Source organism: Phreatobacter sp. GW821-FHT04C01, from assembly GCF_059420385.1.
Genome location: NZ_JBWKTP010000002.1, coordinates 654,688 through 674,794, shown reverse-complemented (window position 1 = coordinate 674,794; position 20,107 = coordinate 654,688). Strand labels below are relative to the sequence as shown.

22 protein-coding genes are annotated in these 20,107 nt (G+C 67.0%); 4 read left to right on the top strand and 18 right to left on the bottom strand.

The features are described 5' to 3' along the window. Window positions 1-48 precede the first annotated feature (48 nt). The 7 genes from AC07WJ_RS10265 to AC07WJ_RS10235 all read right to left on the bottom strand — a co-directional run bounded on the left by AC07WJ_RS10265 (window position 49) and on the right by AC07WJ_RS10235 (window position 7,396). Window positions 49-918: a CheR family methyltransferase gene (locus AC07WJ_RS10265; RefSeq protein ID WP_494934463.1), complete on the bottom strand. Its 870-nt coding sequence runs from the start codon at window positions 916-918 to the stop codon at window positions 49-51. Further along, window positions 915-2,105, bottom strand: coding sequence for a protein-glutamate methylesterase/protein-glutamine glutaminase (locus tag AC07WJ_RS10260; RefSeq protein ID WP_494934462.1), 1,191 nt, complete (start codon window positions 2,103-2,105; stop codon window positions 915-917). Before AC07WJ_RS10260 ends, AC07WJ_RS10265 begins: the two co-directional genes overlap by 4 nt. Before the next feature lie 61 nt (window positions 2,106-2,166). Further along, window positions 2,167-2,532 carry a response regulator gene (locus AC07WJ_RS10255; RefSeq protein WP_494934461.1) on the bottom strand — a complete coding sequence of 122 codons (366 nt, stop codon included), beginning with the start codon at window positions 2,530-2,532 and terminating at the stop codon, window positions 2,167-2,169. 27 nt (window positions 2,533-2,559) lie between these two features. After that, window positions 2,560-3,021, bottom strand: coding sequence for a chemotaxis protein CheW (locus AC07WJ_RS10250; protein WP_494934460.1), 462 nt, complete (start codon window positions 3,019-3,021; stop codon window positions 2,560-2,562). Between the two features lie 10 nt (window positions 3,022-3,031). Further along, window positions 3,032-5,734: a hybrid sensor histidine kinase/response regulator gene (locus AC07WJ_RS10245; RefSeq protein ID WP_494934459.1), complete on the bottom strand. Its 2,703-nt coding sequence runs from the start codon at window positions 5,732-5,734 to the stop codon at window positions 3,032-3,034. Between the two features lie 180 nt (window positions 5,735-5,914). After that, a complete protein-coding gene (gene chpT, locus AC07WJ_RS10240) occupies window positions 5,915-6,571 on the bottom strand; it encodes a histidine phosphotransferase ChpT (RefSeq protein ID WP_494934458.1) in 657 nt (218 codons plus the stop codon). Between the two features lie 129 nt (window positions 6,572-6,700). Then, window positions 6,701-7,396: a DUF1013 domain-containing protein gene (locus AC07WJ_RS10235; RefSeq protein ID WP_494934457.1), complete on the bottom strand. Its 696-nt coding sequence runs from the start codon at window positions 7,394-7,396 to the stop codon at window positions 6,701-6,703. Window positions 7,397-7,760: 364 nt separating this feature from the next. Between AC07WJ_RS10235 and rpsU the strand changes: the two genes are divergently transcribed. The 3 genes from rpsU to AC07WJ_RS10220 all read left to right on the top strand — a co-directional run bounded on the left by rpsU (window position 7,761) and on the right by AC07WJ_RS10220 (window position 9,642). Further along, a complete protein-coding gene (gene rpsU, locus AC07WJ_RS10230) occupies window positions 7,761-8,003 on the top strand; it encodes a 30S ribosomal protein S21 (protein WP_494934456.1) in 243 nt (80 codons plus the stop codon). Window positions 8,004-8,223: 220 nt separating this feature from the next. Next, window positions 8,224-9,102, top strand: a complete 879-nt coding sequence (locus tag AC07WJ_RS10225; RefSeq protein ID WP_494934455.1) for a tetratricopeptide repeat protein — start codon at window positions 8,224-8,226, stop codon at window positions 9,100-9,102. A 156-nt stretch (window positions 9,103-9,258) separates the two neighbouring features. Further along, window positions 9,259-9,642, top strand: coding sequence for a hypothetical protein (locus AC07WJ_RS10220; RefSeq protein ID WP_494934454.1), 384 nt, complete (start codon window positions 9,259-9,261; stop codon window positions 9,640-9,642). Window positions 9,643-9,674: 32 nt separating this feature from the next. Here AC07WJ_RS10220 and AC07WJ_RS10215 read toward each other — a convergent pair whose 3' ends face one another. The 9 genes from AC07WJ_RS10215 to AC07WJ_RS10175 all read right to left on the bottom strand — a co-directional run bounded on the left by AC07WJ_RS10215 (window position 9,675) and on the right by AC07WJ_RS10175 (window position 16,462). Beyond that, complete coding sequence (locus AC07WJ_RS10215) at window positions 9,675-10,475, bottom strand: alpha/beta hydrolase (RefSeq protein WP_494934453.1); 801 nt, start codon at window positions 10,473-10,475, stop codon at window positions 9,675-9,677. Between the two features lie 36 nt (window positions 10,476-10,511). Next, a complete protein-coding gene (locus tag AC07WJ_RS10210) occupies window positions 10,512-10,994 on the bottom strand; it encodes a GNAT family N-acetyltransferase (RefSeq protein WP_494934452.1) in 483 nt (160 codons plus the stop codon). Between the two features lie 11 nt (window positions 10,995-11,005). Beyond that, window positions 11,006-11,299, bottom strand: coding sequence for a DUF3303 domain-containing protein (locus tag AC07WJ_RS10205; RefSeq protein ID WP_494934451.1), 294 nt, complete (start codon window positions 11,297-11,299; stop codon window positions 11,006-11,008). Window positions 11,300-11,371: 72 nt separating this feature from the next. Then, on the bottom strand, window positions 11,372-12,772 hold the full coding sequence (locus AC07WJ_RS10200) for an NAD(P)(+) transhydrogenase (Re/Si-specific) subunit beta (RefSeq protein WP_494934450.1): 1,401 nt from the start codon (window positions 12,770-12,772) through the stop codon (window positions 11,372-11,374). 10 nt (window positions 12,773-12,782) lie between these two features. Next, the gene (locus tag AC07WJ_RS10195; RefSeq protein WP_494934449.1) at window positions 12,783-13,265 is read right to left on the bottom strand and encodes a proton-translocating transhydrogenase family protein; all 483 of its coding nucleotides are present in this window, start codon (window positions 13,263-13,265) and stop codon (window positions 12,783-12,785) included. A gap of 10 nt (window positions 13,266-13,275) precedes the next feature. Next, window positions 13,276-14,499, bottom strand: coding sequence for a Re/Si-specific NAD(P)(+) transhydrogenase subunit alpha (locus tag AC07WJ_RS10190; protein ID WP_494934448.1), 1,224 nt, complete (start codon window positions 14,497-14,499; stop codon window positions 13,276-13,278). Between the two features lie 102 nt (window positions 14,500-14,601). Continuing rightward, window positions 14,602-14,748 (bottom strand): aa3-type cytochrome c oxidase subunit IV, encoded by a 147-nt coding sequence (locus tag AC07WJ_RS10185; RefSeq protein ID WP_494934447.1) that lies wholly within the window; start codon window positions 14,746-14,748, stop codon window positions 14,602-14,604. 107 nt (window positions 14,749-14,855) lie between these two features. Further along, entirely contained in the window at window positions 14,856-15,506 is a 651-nt protein-coding gene (locus tag AC07WJ_RS10180; protein WP_494934446.1) for a DUF1036 domain-containing protein, read from the bottom strand. Window positions 15,507-15,571: 65 nt separating this feature from the next. Beyond that, a complete protein-coding gene (locus AC07WJ_RS10175; RefSeq protein WP_494934445.1) occupies window positions 15,572-16,462 on the bottom strand; it encodes a DMT family transporter in 891 nt (296 codons plus the stop codon). Window positions 16,463-16,589: 127 nt separating this feature from the next. Between AC07WJ_RS10175 and AC07WJ_RS10170 the strand changes: the two genes are divergently transcribed. Beyond that, window positions 16,590-16,835, top strand: a complete 246-nt coding sequence (locus tag AC07WJ_RS10170) for a DUF2312 domain-containing protein (protein WP_494934444.1) — start codon at window positions 16,590-16,592, stop codon at window positions 16,833-16,835. A gap of 144 nt (window positions 16,836-16,979) precedes the next feature. Here the strand turns inward: AC07WJ_RS10170 and AC07WJ_RS10165 are convergent, their stop codons facing one another. Both AC07WJ_RS10165 and AC07WJ_RS10160 read right to left on the bottom strand, forming a co-directional pair. Continuing rightward, entirely contained in the window at window positions 16,980-17,870 is an 891-nt protein-coding gene (locus AC07WJ_RS10165) for a DMT family transporter (RefSeq protein ID WP_494934443.1), read from the bottom strand. A gap of 188 nt (window positions 17,871-18,058) precedes the next feature. Beyond that, window positions 18,059-19,933, bottom strand: coding sequence for a peptidoglycan L,D-endopeptidase MepK (locus AC07WJ_RS10160; RefSeq protein WP_494934442.1), 1,875 nt, complete (start codon window positions 19,931-19,933; stop codon window positions 18,059-18,061). Window positions 19,934-20,107: the final 174 nt, after the last annotated feature.

Below are 20,107 nucleotides of genomic sequence, written 5' to 3'. Positions count from 1 at the left end.
GGGCGAGGCGAGTGACGCAACACCCGGTCCGCCAGGCTCAGCGGTGGCTCAGGCGACCTGGCCCCCGGCGACCGCGAACACGCGCTTCGCCGGTGCGGCCGCCGCGCCCGCCGCCGGGACATAGAGCCCGCGACGGTCGGCGACCGGCTTGAAGGCGTCGGTGAGACCGACCACCGTCTCGGCCGCGCCGAGCAGCAGATAGCCGTCCGGCGCCATCAGCTTGGCGGCGCGGTTCAGCACGCCGATCTTGGTCGGTTGATCGAAATAGATCAGCACGTTGCGGCAATAGATGATGTCGAACTGGCCGAGCGCCGAGAAATCATTCAGCAGATTGAGCGTGCGATAATGCACCATGCTGCGGATTTCCGGCGCGATGGTCCACTGGTCGCCATTCTGCTTGAAATATTTCAGCAGCATCTGGATCGGCAGGCCGCGTTGCACCTCGAACTGGGTATAGACGCCGGCCTTGGCCCGCTCCAGCACGTCGCCCGACAGATCGGTGCCGATGATCTCGATGCGCCAGCTGCCGAGCGCCGGCCCCATTTCCTTCAGCAGCATGGCCAGCGAATAGGGCTCCTGGCCGGTCGAGGCCGCCGCGCACCAGATGCGGATGTGCCGCTTGGCCGCCCGCGCCGCCATGAGCGCCGGCATCATGACGTCCTTGAAGTGATCGAACGGCGTCTTGTCGCGAAAGAAGAAGCTCTCATTGGTGGTCATCGCCTCGGTCACCTTGGCGGCGAGCCGCTCCGAACCGGGACCCTTGAGCTTCTGGACGATCTCGCTGATGCCGGCGAGGCCCTCCTTGCGGGCGATCGGCATCAACCGGCTCTCGATCAGATATTGCTTGTCGTTGGACAGCATGAGACCGGAGCGCGTTTTCAGGAAGCCGCGCAGATAGTCATAATCGAGCGGTGTCACGACCGGTCTCCCGAGAACAGACGTACAATCTTCGGAGCGATTTGATCGAGCGGCAGGACCGCCGCGGCATGGCCGGCCATGGCGACCGCGCCCGGCATGCCCCAGACGACGCTGGTGGCCTCGTCCTGGGCGATGACATTGCCGCCGCCGGCGACGATGTCGCCCGCGCCATGGGCGCCGTCCGAGCCCATGCCGGTCAGCACGCAGGCGAGCGCCGCGCCGCCCCAGACCTGGGACGCCGACTTGAACAGCGGGTCGACCGCCGGCTTGCAGAAATTGATCGGCGGCCCGTCGTCAAGCTGGATCACCGGGGTCGTGCCGGTGCGCTTGACCAGCATGTGGCGGCCGCCGGGCGCGACATAGATGTGCCCCGCCAGGATCGGCTCGCCGTCCTTGGCCTCGGCCGCCGGCCGACCGGTGGCCTTGGCGGTGTGTTCGGCGAGGATGGTGGTGAAGGTCGGCGGCATATGCTGGGTGATCAGCACCGGCACCCGCTCGAGAATGGCGCCGAGGCCGCGCAGCACCGTGGTCAGGGCCTGCGGGCCGCCGGTCGACGACCCGATCAGCAGGACCTTGGGCGCGGCGGCGTTGAGTGCGCGGGTCTTGAAGGCATGGGGCGCATGATGGTGCGGTACGATCGACGGCGCGGCGACGCGCGGCGCGACCGAGCCGGTCGTGGTCGCGGCCGATGCCGCCACCGGCGCGTGGGCGAAACGGGCGCTGATCCGGCGCCGCCGGCCGAGCGCCCTGACCTTGTCGATGAGCTCGCGCTTGAACGCCGGCGAGGTGGTCACACCGGCGTTCGATTCCGGCTTCGGCACGTAGTCCGCGGCCCCCAGCGACAGGCATTTCAACGAGATCTCGGCATTGCGGCGGGTCAGCGTCGAAGCCATGATGACCATCAGGTCACGCTTGGCCGCGATCATCAGCGGCAGCGCCGTGATGCCGTCCATGTCGGGCATCTCGATGTCGAGAATGACGATGTCGGGGTTTTGCCTGGTGATGTCGGCGACCGCGTCGCGGGCGGATCGATGCGCCGCGACCAGCGTCATGTCCGGTTCGTCGGAAATCCAGCGGCCGACCAGGCCGCGGACCACCACGGCATCGTCGACCAGCATGACCTTGATCGGGTCGGCCTGGACAGTTGCTGTTCCCGTGAGGGAACCGGTCAAAGACGCGATACTCATACGCCGCTACTCGAACACACGTGACATCGGAATCATGCGGCCGGAGCCGCGGCGGTTTGGCTCAGAGCAGGCCGACTTCGGCGAATTTGGCTTCGACGATTTCCTTGTCGAACGGCTTCATGATGTATTCGTTGGCGCCGGCATGCATCGCCCGCGCAATGTGGGCGACGTCGTTCTCGGTGGTGCAGAACACGACTTTCGGCGCCTGGCCGCCCGGCAGCTTGCGCAGCTCGCGCAGGAACTCGTAGCCGTCCATGACCGGCATGTTCCAGTCGAGCAGGATCGCCTCGGGCATGGCGCCGTAGCAGATATCCAGCGCCTTCTTGCCGTCCTCGGCCTCTTCGATCGTGAAGCCGAGCCCTTCGAGAATGCGGCGGGCCACCTTGCGGATCACCGAGCTATCGTCGACGACGAGACAGGTTTTCATCACATCGGTCCTGAATATTGAGAGAAATTACGCCGCCAGCGCTTCGCTACCCATGGCGAGCACGGAATCGACGTCGAGAATGACCATCAGCTGGCCGTCGAGCCGATGCACGCCGGCCGACACCCGCGTCCAGCGGGCATCGAGATTGATCGGGTTCTGTTCGCGGCTGTCGGGCGACAGCTTCAGCACTTCGCCGACGGTGTCGATCAGCAGGCCATAGCTTTCGCCCTTGGATTCGATACCCACCGCCATTGGCGGCTTTGCATCCTTGGCAATGGTCATGCCGAGTCGGACGCGCATGTCGATGGCGGTGACGATCCGGCCGCGCAGGTTCAGCACGCCGGCGATCTCCGGGCTCGCCAGCGGCACGCGGGTGATCCGGTCCGGCATGAACACGTCCTGCACCCGCGAGATCGGCAGGCCGAACAGCTGGCCGCCGATCAGCACGGTCACATATTCGGTGACGTCGTCGGTCGTGGTGTTCTGCATCTGCTGGTCCTCACGCGGCGTGGGCGTAATCGAAGGCGGTCTCCTTCAGAGCCGCGATCAGGCCCTGACGGTCGAATTTGGCGACGTAGTCGTGGAAGCCGGCCACCCGCGCCCGCTCGATCGATGCGGGGTTGGTCATCGACGACAGCGCGATGACGGGCGTTTCCCTGAACCGCAGGTCGGCGCGCAGCGCCTCGGCGAATTCGAAACCGTTCATCTCGGGCATTTCGATATCCGAGACGACCACGTCGAAATGGTCGCCGCGCTTCATCATGTCGAGTGCCTCGAGACCCGCCGCCGCGGTGGTCACGTCGTAGCCGGCGGCCTTTAGGACCGGGGTCAGCATGTTGCGGAAGAACGGCGAGTCGTCGACGAACAGCAGGCGTTTGGTCAGCGCCTCGGCGCGCATTTCCTTGCGCTTGAACCAGTCCTCGAAGGCCAGCGGCAGGTAATGGCCGATGTCGAGGATTTCGGTGGCCTGGCCCTTGATGACCGCCGAGCCGAGCAGGCCGGGGACGTCGGAGGCGACCTCGATGGTCAGTGCGTCCTCGACGATATCGACGATCTCGTCGACGACGAGGCCCATGGAACGGCCGGCATCGGAGAACACCAGCAGCGGCTGCGAGCCCTCGGTGCGCACCTTGACCGTGCCGTTGACCGGGATCAGCGGCATCAGCGCGCCGCGATACTGGACCAGGTGGCGGCCATGGGACATCTCGATCTTGTCGACCGAAACCTCTTCCAGACGGGTGACCAGCGACAGCGGCACCGCCTTCGGTTCCGGCGTGCCGGCGCGGAACACCAGCATGGAGATGAGGTTGCGCTCGGAGCCGCGGCGGCCGTCGGTCTCTTCCTGGCTGGCGGCCGACGAAATGTCGCTGCCGAGCGCCGAGGCGATGCCGTTCGGGTCGATGATCATGATCACCGAGCCGTCGCCGAGAATGGTCGTGCCCGAGAACATGGCGATGTGCCGAAGCTTGGTCGACATCGGCTTCACGACGATTTCTTCGGTGTGGAAGACCTGGTCGACGACGATGCCGAAGGTCTGGCTGCCGACCTGCGTCACCACGATGAAGCCGTTTTCCTCGTTCAGCGGCTGGCCGTCCTGGATGCCGAGCAGCTGCTTGAGATGGATCAGTGGCAGCAGCTTGTTCCTCAGCCGCAGGACCGGCGTATCCTTGATCCGCTCGATCCGGTGCTCGGAATTCTGCTGGGCCCGCACCAGCTCGATCACCGACAGCTGCGGGATGGCGAAGCGATCGCCGGAGCTCTCGACGATCAGCGCCGAGACGATGGCGAGCGTCAGCGGGATCTTGATGGTGACGGTGGTGCCTTCGCCCTGGGTCGACTTCAGGTCGATCGTGCCGCCGATCTGGTCGATATTGGTGCGCACCACGTCCATGCCGACGCCGCGGCCCGAGACCGAGGTCACGGCGGCGGCCGTCGAGAAGCCGGGCGCGAAGATAAATTTGTGGATCTGGGCTTCGGTCAGCTTGTCGATGTCGGCTTCGGTCGCGATGCCGCTCTGCAGCGCCTTCTTCTTGATCCGCTCGGTGTTGAGGCCGCGCCCGTCGTCGGAAATGGCGATGACGATATGGCCGCCCTCGTGATAGGCGGCGAGCCGGATCGTCCCCTTCTCGGGCTTGCCGGCGAGCCGGCGCTCTTCGCTGCTCTCCAGCCCATGATCGGCGGAGTTGCGGACCATATGGGTCAGCGGGTCCTTGATCAGGTCCAGCACCTGGCGATCGAGCTCGGTCTCGGCGCCGTGCATCTCGAGCTCGATCTGCTTGCTGAGTTCGTTGCCGAGGTCGCGGACGATGCGCGGCAGTTTCTGCCAGGCATTGCCGATCGGCTGCATGCGCGTCTTCATGACGCCGTCCTGCAGCTCGGCGGTCACATTGGACAGGCGCTGCAACGGCACCTTGAATTCCGAATCCTCGTGGCGCCGGACGATCTCGAGGAGCTGGTTGCGCGTCAGCACCAGTTCCGAAACCATGGTCATCAGCTGTTCGAGCGTGTCGACATTGACGCGCAGCGTCTGGGCGCCCTTGACGCCTTCGACCTTGTCGTCCTCGTCGGCGGTCGGAGCCGCGGCCGCCTTGGCGCCGCGCGCCGGCTTCTTGGGCTCCAGCTTCGGCGCCGGCTTCGACTGAACCTCGGGCGCGAGCGACGGCGCCGCGACTTCAGGGACCGCGATGATCTCGGCTTCCGTTTCGCGGAAGGCCCGCTCCAGCTCATCCAGCGAAACCTCGCCTGGCCTGAGCGCGCGCTCGAGCGTCTGGGACGCCGGCGTTGCGGCCGTGGCCTTCGGCTCTTCCGCCTTGGCCGGGGCGGCAGCGGCCGCCATCGACATGGCTTCGAGCTGCGAGATCAGATCTCCGTCGTCGCCTTCCGGCTCGTTGCCGGCGCCCTCGAGATCGCCGAGGATCTCCTTCAGCCGGTCGATGGTGAAGAGGATCAGCGTGACGCCTTCGCCGGTCACCGGCGAACCGTCACGGTATTTGCCCATCAGCGTCTCGGCGGCATGAGCCAGGGCTTCGAGACGCGGCAGGCCGAGGAAGCCGCAGGTTCCCTTGATCGTGTGGACCAGCCGGAAGATATTGCCGAGAATACTTGCGTTGTTGGGGTCCTGTTCAAATCTGACCAGCTCGACGTCGACAACGTCAAGGCTCTCGCCGGTTTCAGTCAGGAATTCGCGCAGCAAGTCATCCATGTCGACAGGCCCGGACAGTAGGAGATCGGCGGATCGACGATGCGATCCACCCTGTGATCAAAGTGTCCGGGAAAAGGGTTAAATCTTATTGAAGTCGAGACAGAAGAGTTCGCGCGCCGCTGGCGCGAAATAGCTGATTTCTAAAGGATTAACTCGGCGCCTCGGCGAGGCCTGGCCGTCTCAGGCGGCGCGCAGCACGACCCGGTCTTCGACCTTCTCGATGCTCACCGTCATGCCCGCCGAGCGGGCCAGCAGGCCCGCGTAGAACGGCTGGATCGCATGCGCGTCGATCGTGCCCTGCTCATTGCCGGGAATGCCCGCCAGCAGTTCGGCCGCGTGCGGCGGGATCCGCGCGTTGAGGCCGGTCACGGTCACGTCGAAACCGGTGCCGTCGCCCTCGCCCACCGTGGCGACATGGATGACGCCGCCACGCGGGATCGCGGCTGCCGCCAGCATCAGGAGGTTGAGTAGCAGCTTGACGCGGTTCTTCGGCAGATAGGCGGCCGGCACCTGCCAGTCCACATTGGTACGGTCGTCATTGAAGAAGTTCGTCGCCACCATTTGCGCGTCGCGGGTGTCGATGGCCGAACCGGCGGACCCGGCGGCGCCGAAGGCGATGCGGCAGAACTGCAAGCGCGCCGAAGCGGTCTTGGCGCTCTTGCGGATGAGATCGAGCGCCAGCTCGGCGGTCGCCTCGTCGGCACCGTCTTCCATCAGTTCGAGCCCGTTGACGATGGCGCCGACCGGCGAGATCACGTCGTGGCAGACACGGCTGGCGACCAGGGCCGCGAGATCGAGGCCTTCGAGCGTGACGGGGCTGCGGGCGGAATCGGCCATGATTCTTCTCCGGCAAGGCGAATCGCAAACGCCCCGCCGACGGCGGGGCGCTTCGAGGTACAACGTCGCGGGCTTATCGGAAAGAGAGCCGCGCGAAAAGCTGCGGCACGGTCCGCCGGTCCGGACGCGTCACTCCTCGTCTTCCTTGGTCGCCTTCAGATTGGCGAAGACCTTGGCGGCGTCATAGCGCTCCTCGCGCTTCGGCGCGTCCGGACGCTCGAACGGGTCGAATTTCGGCGGCGCCTGGGTGGTCTGGTCGGCCGGCAGCAAGGTCTGCTCGGCGACCGTCTCGACCGGGCCCTTCTCCTTGGCCGCGCGGTTGACCTCGAAGTCGAGGTCGATCTGCGAGCAAAGGCCGAGCGTCACCGGATCCATCGGCGTCAGCGTCTGGGAATTCCAATGGGTGCGGTCGCGGATCGCGGCGATGGTCGGCTTGGTGGTGCCGACAAGCCGCATGAGCGCGGCGTCCTTCAGCTCAGGATGGTTGCGCACCAGCCAGAGGATGGCATTCGGCCGGTCCTGGCGGCGCGACACCGGAGTATAGCGCGGCCCCTTCTTGCTCTTCACCTCGGGCAGCTTGACCTTCGGCGGCGCGAGCTTCAGCCGGTAGGCTGGATCCTTCTCGGCCTTGCCGATTTCTTCGCGGGTGAGCTGCCCGGTGATGATCGGGTCGGAACCCTTGATGCCTTGCGCGGCCTCGCCGTCGGCAATGGCTTTCACTTCGAGCGGATGCAACGTGCAGAAGGCGGCAATCTGGTCAAAGGAGAGCGCAGTATTGTCGACGAGCCACACAGCGGTGGCCTTGGGCATCAGCAACTGGGTCATGGCGGGCCTCGTTTACGTCGATCGCGGGTGACCGATCCCGTGCCCTGGCTTGAGGGGCCTGGGCCGAGGCGGGTGCCTCATAACGATCGGAGGATCGGGAAATCACCCATGGATATAGCGCCGGACAGATCAAGACGCAAACCGGGAGTTCCAGTCCGGTTCCAATTCTCCTGCGATTCCCGCGCGATCGCCGCCGCGAAACGGCAGGGATCCGGGCCGCCGCAGCCACGCAGAATATGGCGGTTTTGGCGTGGACAAGCCATTATGATTCTGGTATCGGCGTCTTTCTCTTGAGCAGCGGCAACGTCGCGGCGGGTGTTCTCGCGTCGGCCGCTCAACCAGTCAGGCTTGAAGGAACAACGGCGTGCAGGTTCTCGTTCGCGACAATAATGTCGACCAGGCGCTCAAAGCACTAAAGAAGAAGATGCAACGCGAAGGCATCTTCCGCGAAATGAAGCTACGAGGCCATTACGAGAAGCCGTCGGAGAAGAAGGCGCGTGAGAAGGCGGAAGCCGTCCGCCGCGCCCGCAAGCTGGCGCGTAAGCGCGCCCAGCGCGAAGGCCTGATCCCCGCCAAACCCGTCAAGCCTCGGGTCAGCGCCCGCTGACACGCTTTTTTACCGGTTCGCGCCGTAATTTTGACAGGCCCGCAACGAAACCTTCGTGCGGGCCGTGTTCATTTTGGCCGATGCGTTCCGGATGAATCATGGCGTGCGAAGGCAAGTATTTTCGAACGAAATGGGTACCGGTTCGCGTAAAGAAAATGCGATAGGGTCGAGAGCCGGAGCGTTCCGCAAACGCCTCGACTTATTGTTAGGGGACAATGGGATGACAGGCTCCACCACCTTGGCCATCCGGCTGTTTCAGCGCACGGCGCTGATCGTCGGCAGCGCGGTGCTCGGCGCCTGCGGAACCACCGGCGGTGTCGGCTCGGTCACCGGCGGCGACGATGCCGATTCCCAGTATATCGGCTCGACCGCCAATCTTTCGTCCTTGTCCGAAGTGGTGGCGCGCAATCCCAGCGACCCGCAGGCCTATAACATGCGCGGCACGGTTCTCGCCCGCACAGGCCGGCGGCCCGAGGCCGTCGCCGACTTCACCCGCGCCATCCAGCTCGACGGCAATTACGTGCAGGCCCTGTCCAACCGTGCCCTGGTCTATCGCCAGACCGGCCGGGTCGACCTGGCGATGGCCGACTACAACAGGGCGATCCAGGCCGACGGCAATTATGCCGCCGCCTATATCGGCCGCGGCAACATCTATCGCACCCAGGGCCGCTACGGCGACGCCCTGCAGGACTATAACCGCGCGATCCAGATCCAGGGCTCCAACGCCCAGGCCTATCACAATCGCGCGCTCGTCTATGCCGCCCAGGGCAATCACCGCCAGGCGATCGAGGATTTCACCACCGCGCTTGGTCTCGCGCCGAACAATCCCGAGCCCTATTACGGCCGCGGCCTGAGCTACCAGGCGATCGGCGATGCCAAGTCGGCGCTCGACGACTTCAACGAGGCCGTGCAGTTCGACCCGCGCCAGCCCGATATCTGGGTGGCGCGCGGCCAGGCCCTGGAGGCGACCGGCGACAACGAGCGCGCGCTCGGGTCCTACACCAAGGCCATGAGCATCGAAGAAAACCATGCCGGCGCCCGCGAGGCGTTCAACCGGCTCGGCGGCCGCTCGGGCCAGAGCTACCGGCTGTTCAACTGACGACCGCGCCGGTCTCGCCGGCCCACAGGTCCAGACCGCTCCAGCCCCGCGCGCTACCTGGGGCTGCAATGGGACGACATTCAATTATGAAGGACTCTTCCGGACTATTGCCAGTTCCGCCGCTTCGACACCTTCGCCTCGGGTTGGACATCGGGAGTGGACGTCGTCATGGGCCGCGCGGGTTTCTTCATCGTCCTGTTTCTCCTGGCGAGCGGCGGTACCGTCTCCGCTCGACCAGGCGCCCGGCCGGCTCAAGCGCGCTCGACCGAATGGCAGGCGCTGGAGAGCTATGTCGTCCGTCAGCTGTCCTGCCGCGGTGAACCGTCATTCGCGCCGGCGGTCGTCTATCTGGGCCGGCGTTCGATCGTCGATATCAGGCGCAAGGAAAGTTACGATTCGATCTCATGCTGGACGATGACCCGACCCGTATCGATACGGGGCCTGTCCGTCCATGCCGTCTGCAGAACCTCGGAGAGCCCGCGGCGGGCAACCGATGGAAAGTCGAGAATAGCCCCCTCTATTCCGGACATTCCGAGCTGAGCTGCGCGCGATCACGCACCGACTGACCGCGATCACGGCACGACCTCGCCCAGGAAGGCGAGCACGGCCTCGCTGCCGCCTTGTGACCACAGGCCGTTATGGCCGCCGCCGGCGATGCGCAGGAAGCGCTTGGGTTCGGGCGCCAGCGCGAACAGCTGCAGGCCATGCGCGATCGGCACGGTCATATCCTGATCGCCATGGACGATCAGGATCGGCGCGGTCACCTTGGCGATCCGCTCGCGCGACAGGAAGCGGTCGGCGATCAGCCAGCGCACCGGCAGGAACCGGAACAGCTCCGCCGCCCGATCCTCGACCGCCGTGAAGGGCGCGTTGAGCACCAGCGCCGCGATCGGCCGTTCGACGGCAAGCGCGGTGGCGACCCCGGTGCCCAGCGAGTCGCCGAACAGCACGATACGGGCACCCGGCGCGAGTTCGCCGGCCGTCGCATAGGCGGCTCGCGCGTCGGCGATCAGGCCGGCTTCGCTGGGTGATCCGGCCGAGCCGCCATAACCGCGATAGGACAGAGCCAGCACGCCATAGCCGGCAGCCGACAGGTCGGCGAAGACAGGCGCCCAATAGGACAGGTTGCCGCCATTGCCGTGCATATGGATAACCACCGGCCGGTCGCCACGCGGCGCGATCCACCACATCCGGATCGCCACGCCGTCTTCGGTGGTGCGGCTGATGACCTCTGCATTCAGGCCAACCGCCGCCGGCGAGGCCACCTCGCCTTCCGGGAAATAGAGCAACCGGCGCTGCGCCCCCCACATCGTCGCGCAGAGCGCCGCATAGCCCAGGCCGAGAAGCACGGCGATCGCCATAAGCCATTTCATCGCTGGGCCCTTCCCGCTGCGCCGCACGTGCCCTCCCTAATCGCCGAGGTCCTTTGTCAATTCGATGGCGGCAGTGCGGAAGCCGAAGCGCTCATAGGCACGCCGGGCGATCGAATTGCCGGCGATGACGCCGATGCGCAGCCGTCTGATCTGGTGCAGATGGGCCAGCCGTTCGGCCTCTTCGAGCAGCGCCGTGCCGATGCCCTGGCCGCGGCAACGCTCGTCGACCACCAGTTCGGCGACGACGGCGATCCGGCCGATATCGCTGCGCAGATAGGGTTCGGGCCGGTCGATCAGCCAGGCCATCATGCCGACCAGCTCGCTCCCGTCGGCCGCGACGATCACCGCGCCGCCGTCCCGGGCCGCGCGATCGAGATCGGCATCGAGACAGGCCTCCGCGGCGGCATGATCCTTGGCACGGTCGCCCGAGATCGCGTCCTCGAACACATTCAGCTGATGGATCAGCGCAATGGCGAACCGCCGGTCGGCCTCGACATAGGGACGCAGGAGCAACGACATCGAAACAGCCTTCAACTCTGGCCCGGAGTGCCGAGGAAGGGCGCGATTACCTCGCGCGTCTCCTGGCTCGGCACGACCGACACGATCTCGAACGTGATGCCGAAGCCGCGCCAGCTCAGCACCCATTCCTGCAGCAGCCTGAGATCGTCGCATTCCATCAGTTGGAAACAGCGGTCGAAATTCGGCTCGACCCAGCTGCCGACATAGTTCAGCCCGTCGGGCAGCGCGCGGCCGCTGTCGCGCACGCGGCGATAGGCCGGCACGGCGTCCTGGTTCGGAAAGCGCTCGATGATCATGAACAGCATGGAAACGGCCCCGAACAAGCGAAACGGGGCGCAAGGCCCCGTTTGCACTCTATCCGTGGCATGCACCCAGCCTCAATGACCGAGCGCCTTGACGATGTTCTCGACCATCTTCTTGGCGTCGGCGAACAGCATCATCGTGTTGTCCTTGAAGAACAGCTCGTTCTCGACGCCGGCATAACCGGAGCCCATGCCGCGCTTGATGAACAGCACCGTGCCGGCCTTCTCGACGTCGAGGATCGGCATGCCGTAGATCGGCGAAGCCTTGTCGGTCTTGGCGGCCGGGTTGGTCACGTCATTGGCGCCGATGACGAAGGCGACGTCGGCCTGGGCGAACTCGGAATTGATGTCCTCCAGTTCGAACACCTCGTCATAGGGCACATTGGCTTCGGCCAGCAGCACGTTCATATGCCCGGGCATGCGGCCGGCGACCGGATGGATCGCGTATTTCACCTCGACGCCTTCCTTCTTCAGAAGGTCCGCCATTTCGCGCAGCGCGTGCTGCGCCTGGGCCACCGCCATGCCGTAGCCCGGCACGATGATGACCTTCGAGGCGTTCTTCATGATGAAGGCCGCGTCGTCGGCCGAGCCCTGCTTGACCGGACGGGTCTCGATCGCGCCGGCGGCGGCCGTCGTCTCGCCGCCGAAACCGCCGAGAATGACCGAGATGAACGAGCGGTTCATCGCCTTGCACATGATGTAGGACAGGATCGCGCCCGACGAGCCGACCAGCGCGCCGGTAATGATCAGCGCGGTGTTGCCGAGCGTGAAGCCGATGCCGGCCGCGGCCCAACCCGAATAGGAGTTGAGCATCGACACCACCACCGGCATGTCGGCGCCGCCGATCGGAATGATCAGCGTCACGCCGATGACGAAGGACAAGAGCACGATCAGCCAGAACGCCAGGTGGCTCTCGGTGCGGATGAACACCACCATCAGGATGACGATCGCCACGGCGATGGCGATGTTCAGCAGGTGGCGCTGCGGCAGCATGATCGGCTTGCCGCTCATGCGTCCGTCCAGCTTCAGGAAGGCGATGATCGAGCCGGTGAGCGTAACCGCGCCGATGGCGACGCCGAGCACCATCTCGAACAGCGAGGCCCCCTTGATGGTGCCGGGCTGGCCGAGATCGAAGGCGACGGGCGCATAAAGCGCCGCGGCCGCGACGAACACCGCGGCAAGGCCGACGCCCGAGTGAAAGGCGGCCACCAGCTGCGGCATGGAGGTCATCGGCACGCGCCGGGCCACCACCGCGCCGATGCCGCCGCCGAGCCCGATGCCCAGCAGGACCAGGATCCAGGCGCCGACGCTGGCCGGCGGATGCGAGGCGAGCGTCGTGACGATCGCGATCGCCATGCCGGTCATGCCGAACATGTTGCCCTGGCGCGAGGTCTGCGGGCTCGACAGCCCGCGCAGGCTCAGGATGAACAGAACCCCCGAAAGGAGGTAGAGAAGCGCTGCAAGATTGGCTGACATCGTTTTCCCCTCAGCCCTTCTTTGCCGCTGGCTTGTCTTTGGCCTTGTACATCGCAAGCATGCGCTGCGTGACGAGGAAGCCGCCGAAGATGTTGATGGAGGCGAGCACGAGGCCGATGAAGCCGAAGGCGCGCGCGAAGATCGAGCCGCTGTCCATCACCTGGACGCCCACCGCGAGCAACGCGCCGACCACGATGACCGACGAGATCGCGTTGGTCACCGACATCAGCGGCGTATGCAGCGCCGGGGTCACCGACCAGACGACGTAATAGCCGACGAATACGGCGAGCACGAAGATCGCGAAGCGGAACACCGTGGGGTCGATCGCCCCGCCGGAAACCGCATGCGCCGCGGCACCCGCCGCGGTGGCGATCTGGTCGGCGACCGCGGTTGCCTGTTCGGCGGCGATCCGTGCCTGTTCAGCCGCGGTGCGGGCGACTTCGGCCGCCGCGCGAGCCCTGTCGAGGGCCTGGTCCGGAGTAAGATTGGCCATTGATGCCCCCTCAGGCCTTGCTGGACTTCTTCGGCGCCTTCGGCTTGTCGGCCTGGGGCGCTTCCGATGGCGTGGGTTCTGCCGCGGCAACCGTCACCGGCGCGGCGGCGGCAGCCTGGAAGCTCGGGTGAACGACGGCGCCGTCCCGGGTCAGCAGCGTCGACTTGACCAGTTCGTCGTCCCACGGCACGACCAGCGACTTGCTCGCCTTGTCGATCATGATCTCGAGGAAGGCGAACAGGTTCTTGGCATAAAGCGACGAGGCCGTGGCGGCGATCCGGCCCGCCACGTTCAGGTGGCCGACGATCTTCACGCCATTGGCCGTGACGGCGACCTGGCAGGGCTTGGCGCCCTCGACATTGCCGCCGCGCTCGACCGCGAGATCGACGATCACCGAACCCGGCCGCATCGATGCGACCATGGCGGCGGTGACCAGCCGCGGCGCCGGCCGGCCCGGGATCAGCGCCGTGGTGATGACCATGTCCTGCTTGGTGATGTGCTCGGCGACCAGAGCGGCCTGCTTGGCCTGATATTCCGCCGACATGGGCTTGGCATAACCGGCCGCGGTTTCGGCCTGCTTGAATTCGTCGTCCATGACGGCGACGAACTTGGCGCCCAGGCTCTCGACCTGTTCCTTGGCCGCCGGCCGGACATCGGTCGCGGTCACGACGGCGCCGAGCCGGCGTGCCGTGGCGATCGCCTGCAGGCCCGCGACACCGGCGCCCATCACGAAGATGCGGGCAGCCGGCACGGTGCCGGCGGCGGTCATCATCATCGGCAGCGCCCGGCCGAACTCGGCGGAGGCATCGATGACCGCGCGATAGCCGGCGAGGTTGGCCTGCGACGACAGCACGTCCATGACCTGGGCGCGGGTGATGCGCGGCATCAGTTCCATGGCGAAGCCGGCGACGCCGGCCTTGGCCATGTCGGCCAGCGCCGCTTCGTTGCCGTAGGGGTCCATGGTGGCGAGCACCAGCGCACCCGCCTTGTAGTCCTTCAGCTCGCCGGCGGTGGGGCGGCGCACCTTCAGGACGACATCGGCGTCCTTGACCGCATCCTTGGCGAGGACCGCGCCGGCCGCCTGGTAATCGGCGTCGACGATGCCGGAGCCGAGGCCTGCGCCGGGCTCCACCACCAGATCGGCGCCGAGCGCGACGAGGCGCTTGACCGTATCCGGCGTACCGCCGACGCGCTGCTCGGAGGCGTCGGTCTCTTTGGGTATCGCAATGCGCATCAATAGTCCTCCGGTGGACCCGTCTTGGGCGGGCGCGCCGGGGGGCGCAGAAAGATTCTCGAACGCGGCCGGTGCCCCCCTCAGGCGGACGCGTTCAAGCCGTCAGACGAGGAAATAGGCCATCAGCACCAGGATCACGATCACCGAGATCGAACCCCATTTGGTCAGGCTGATGAACAGGTCGTAGGTCTTCTCGTGCTCGGCATAGTCCATCGGTGCGGTGCCGTCGAGGCGGGGCTCGGAAGCCATGGCGGATCTCCAGATACAAGCAATAGCGCAAGGAGGCGTAACCCATGAACGCGCGTCTGGCAACGCGGCCGATTGCGCCGCAGCAGAGCAAGCGTCGGGCTGCCGTCTCAGCGCGGCGCGGTAAAGGCCGGAACGCCTTGCGGCGCTCCGCCGCCTGATCCGCCGCCGGCGCCGAACAGGCCGCCCGGCAGCGGCGTCAGCCGGGGATTGCCCGGCCGCGGCGGAGCTTCGCGGACCTCGGTCTGGCTGGCGCTGTCACGGCCGCGCGGTGCCGGCATCGGCAGCGGCGCCGCCATTGGCGGCTGCGGCTGGGCGGGCGGCGCCTGCGGCCGGTCGTCGGTCAGCTGCACCGTCCACAGGCGCTGGTCCTGGGTGTCGACCTCGAAGAAACCGACACGGTCATAGCCGCGCGCCAGGCATTCCTCGATGCCGCGAATGGTGAACTCCTTGTCGCGGCTGCACATGAAGGCCCGCCCCGACCATTCGCCGCCCTGGTCGTAGTCGACCGCGTAGAGATAATAGAAGCGGGCGACCAGCGGGCCGCGCAGAATGGTTTCGCAGGTCCGCGCCGCGACATTCCACCAGCCTTCGGTGGTCCAGCCCTCGCCGTCCTTGTAGCCGATCGACACGCCGACACGGCTGCCGGTGGTGTTGCACAGCCGCAGATCGGCCGCCGCCGGCCCTGTCATGGACAGCAAGGCGGTCCCGGCCACGAGGCTGAGCGCAAGGAGAAGACGGCTTGTGGGGAATCGAACCATTGAGCCAGTGTCACACCGATCTTTGGCTTTTCGTTGATGCGATCGGCCGTGTCAACGCGGCGAATTCAGGCCGATGGCCTCGGCCGGGCCACCCAGATGCCCAGCATGATCAGCAAGCCGCCCGCGACCTGGACGACGGTCAGCGCCTCACCGAGCGCGATCCAGGCGAAGACCGCAGCGATGACGGCTTCCATGAAGATGACCAGCGACGAAAACACCGTCGGCAGCGTGCCGAGCGCCACCGCCAGCAGCCCCTGCCCCGCGGCATGGGTCACAATGCCGAGAGCCAGCACCGCGGCCCAGCCCCTGAGGCTCGACGGCATGATCGCCGGCTCCAGGACAAGGGCGATCGCCAGCAGGCAGAGCGTGGTCACGACCGTCGACTGGAAGGTCAGCCGGGCGGCGCCATGGCTGAGCCGGCCGGTGCGCACCGCGTGGAAATAGAGCCCGAAAAACACGCCCGTCGCGGCGCCGTAGAGATCGCCGGTCAGGCGCGCCGGATCGATCTGCATGCTGTTGCCGACCAGCGCCGCGCCGCCGGCGATGCACAGCGCCAGGCCCGCGAGCGTCGCCGCCGAAGTTTTCTCCTTGAACCAGGCCCAGGCCACCAGCACCACCCAGATCGGCGCCGTGGTGGCCAGGAAGGTCGAATTGGCGATGGTCGTCTTGAGGATCGACAGGTGCCAGAAGAACAGGTCGCCGGCGAAAAACAGGCCGGCCAGCACCACCGGCCAGCGCGGCCCGGGGCGGCCCGGTTCGCCCCGGTCCTCGATCCGCATCCAGGCAAAAAGCACCGGCAGCGCCAGCGCGGTGCGCCAGAAGGCCGAGGCAAAGGGACCGACATCGGCCAGCCGCACGAAAACCGGCGATATGCCGAGCGCCAGCGCGCCGGACAACAGCGCGACAAAGGCTGTCGCCTGGCTGGAGGCGGGACGCGGAGCTGTTCTGTCGGTCATGGCACCCTTGCAGGGCCCCTCTCTAGCGGGCCGGCGGCCCTGTGGACAAGGCGCAAGAAGCTTGACCCAGCCGCCCGTTTCCGCGAACCGTTCGGCTCAACCTCCCCCCTCGCCGCTGGAGCATTCCATGGTCGAAACCCAAAGCGTCGCAGCCGATCAACTCAAGGCCATCATCGAGCGCATCGAGCGTCTCGAAGAGGAAAAGAAGGCCCTCGCCGACGATATCAAGGACGTCTATGCCGAGGCCAAGGCCAATGGTTTCGACACCAAGATCCTGCGCAAGATCATTTCCCTCCGCAAGCAGGACCGCGACGAGCGGATGGAAGAAGAGGCCATTCTCGAGCTCTACAAGCAGGCGCTCGGCATGGGCTGAGGCCCAGGGCCTCGCGCGCGGACAGGATCGAGATCCGCCTTGGCGCGGCCGCGATGATCGCGACCGCGGCAGCCGTCGCGCCGGCGGCTGGCCGAAGGCCATCCGCGCTGGGTGATCCGACGCGGTAGGGTAACCGTTCTTGGCTCAGGCCTGCTGTGTCGTCCGGATCCGCCGCGGCGCGGAGGCGAACATGGCAACCGCCGCGGCCGCCAGGACCGCGGCGAAACCGACGAAGTCGAGCGGCGTCGGCCGGTCGCCGACCAGCGCCATGGCGCTGAGCACGCCGACCACGGGAATGGCGAAAGTGGTGAGCGAAGCGGCCCCTACCGACAATCGGTCGAGCAGCGTGAACCACAGGAGATAGGCGATCGCTGTGGCCCCGATGACGTGGAACGCCAGGGCGGTCCACACCCGGGGCGACACCGAGGCCGGCAGGGTTTCGCCGCTGAGCCCGAAACCGATGCCCGCCACCACCGAGGCGATCAGCAACTGATAGGCCGTGACCACCATGCGGTCACCCGCGATCGGCCGCGCCTTTTGGTAGACCGTCCCGGCGGCCCAGCTCAAAGCCGCGATCAGCGGAAACATCAAGCCGAGCAGCGTGCTCTGCCCGCCGAGCAGCGGCAGCGCCAGCACGGCGATCCCGACGACACCGATGACCAGCGCGATCGACTTCGGCCGGTCGAGCCGCTCGCCGAGAAACAGGTAGGCCATCAGGATCGCCCAGAGCGGCGTGGTGAAGGTGAGGATCGCCGCGCGCGAGGTCGAGGTATTGAGCTGGGCGAACACCGTCGCGAGGTTGAACCCGGCAATGTTGAAGAGGCCGGCGATCGCCAGCGGCCCCCAGGACGAGCGCGGCACCTTCAGCGACCGGCCGGCAAGCGCCGCGACCAGAACGAGCAGCACGGCCCCCACGCCGAGCCCGACCATGCGCAGGCCAAAGGGCTGGACCTCGGAAAGCGCGGTCTTCACCGCGGGCCAGTTGAACCCCCATAGGAACGCAAGCGCGAGCGGGATAATGCGGACGGCATTCATGCGAGGGCCACCTGACAGGGCCCTCGGCCCGGCTGCGTCCCCGAACCCAGGACAGCAGCGATGAAATCACATCGCTCCACGGCCAGAAAGAGCATTGGACGCAGAGCGGTCCAGCGTGAGCGGTGGTTGGCGGCAGCCGGCCCGGCGGCCCCATCGGCCGGCCATGACGGCCGGCACGCACCCGGCGGTCAGCGCGGCTCCAGCGAGGCGCGCCGCTGCGGCGTCGGCTCGGGCTGCGAGAAGTCCAGCGTCCGCAGCGTGGCGACCGCCTGGCCGGCGAAACGCTGGGTCGGCATGGTGGCGCCGGTGGACTGGGAGAAGCTCATGGCGACCATATGCGACGGCGCCTCGATCAGCTTCATCTGGCGCGGATCCGGCGTGGTCAGCGTCGCAACCGACGCCTCCCGATCGGTGGTCTGGCGCACGAAAACGACACGGCCGCGATGACCGGCGGTGCTCGGCGCGACCAGCGGGGCCGGCGCGGCGCGGGCGATCCGGGTTTCATGGGCCGGCCGAGGCGCCGGGACCGGGAGGGCCGTCGCCGGCTGCGGCGCGGCATGGGCTCTGGCTGCAGGTGCCGCGGCACGCGGCTGCGGCGTCGCCGCTGCATTGGGCAAGCTCACGCGCTGGGACGGCGAGGCGAAGGCGAGTGCGAAACCGGGCGCGGCTTCGGCCGGCGCCGACTGGCCGCGCTGGTCGCCGGTGGTGATCAAGGCCGGCAGCGCTGCCGCCGCGACGATCGATCCGCCGATGATCTGCGGGCGCGAGGGCGGCATCGGCGCCTGCGCCACGACGATCCGGTCACCCGTAGGTGCCGCCGGCTCGGCCAGCGGCGTCGGGCGATTGGGCTCGGCTGCGCGCGCCGCTTCAGGCACGGGCTGCGGCATCGGCGGCGCGAGCGAAGCGAAAGTGACGGCGGCCGGCGCCGGCTCGGGCGTGCCGGGAACGACAGGCCGGGCCAGCGGCATCGGGCCGGCGGCGAGCCGCTGCATCAGCTCGCCCTCATCCTGGGCGCGCGCCCGCTCGGCGGCCGAAGGCGCCCGCGGCGGCACCGGCGCCATGGCAATCAGCATGCGCGGAGGCTGCGGGGCGATTTGGACCGGCGCACTGGCGCGGGTGGCGGCAGGTTGGGCCGGAGCGGCCTGGGCAACCAGGGTCTGGGCGGGCGCCGGCGCAACCGGTTCACGCGCCGGAATGCCAGGGGCCGCCTCGGCCGGGCGAATTGTGGTGGAAACGCGGCCGGAGCCACGCTGGGCAAATGTCTGGCGGGCCTGAACCGGCTGCTGAGCCTGCTGCTGCTGCTGGCCGCCGCCGAACAAGGCCGCGAAGAAGCCCATGCCGCCGCCGCGCTGACGCAGCACGCCGCCGGGTTCGCTTTCCTCGGCGCCGCCGGCTTCGTCGGCCCGTGAATCGTAGAAGCGTGACGCGGTGCCGCCGCGCGCCTGGACCATGGCGAGCGCCGTCTCGAAGCCGGGCATCGGGCGGCCATCGGCCGGAATATGGACGGTACGCCCATCCGGGAACAGGCGGGCCAGATAATCACGCGACACTTTCGGCCAATGACGGACCGAACCGGTGTCGAGATGGATGAAGTGGTTGGCCGAGCCCGGATAGAAACCGACGCCGCCGCGCTGCAACTGCAGGCCGACCTCGCGAACCCGGGTCATGGAAACGCCGGGGATGAAGAAATCCATCGCCCGGCCCTGGATATGCTGAGAGTGCTGGGCGACCGCGCGCGAACGCCGGCGCAGCATGGCATTGGTGCCTTCCGAGCGGAACGCCGAGAGCACGTTGATCGGGGCCTGGCCGCCGACGCCGCGATAGACTTCCCAGATCACGTCGAACAGGCCCGGGTCCATGCGCGTCGGCTGGTCGGTGCGCCAGTCGCGCAGGAACCAGTTGAGCTTGTTCAGCGCTTCCTGGTCGTAGCGGCCGTCACGTTTGAACGTGATCAGCAATTCCTCGCCCGTGTGCCGATGGACCAGCTGCAGCGTCCGCGTGTCGCCATTGGCGACGACCGTCTGGGTCTGACCGATGCCGAAGAGCAGGAACCCGAAGCCCATCACGACCGTTGATGCGGTGCGCAGCACACGCTGAGAAACGAAGTCGGAGATGGTTGGGGAGGATTGTTTCACGATACTGAACTGGGCTCTGTCTGCGGACGAAGGAATGAACTCTCCGCCGGAATCGCCCGGCACATGGTGAACACATCATCGTCGGGAACGGTTAAAGAACCC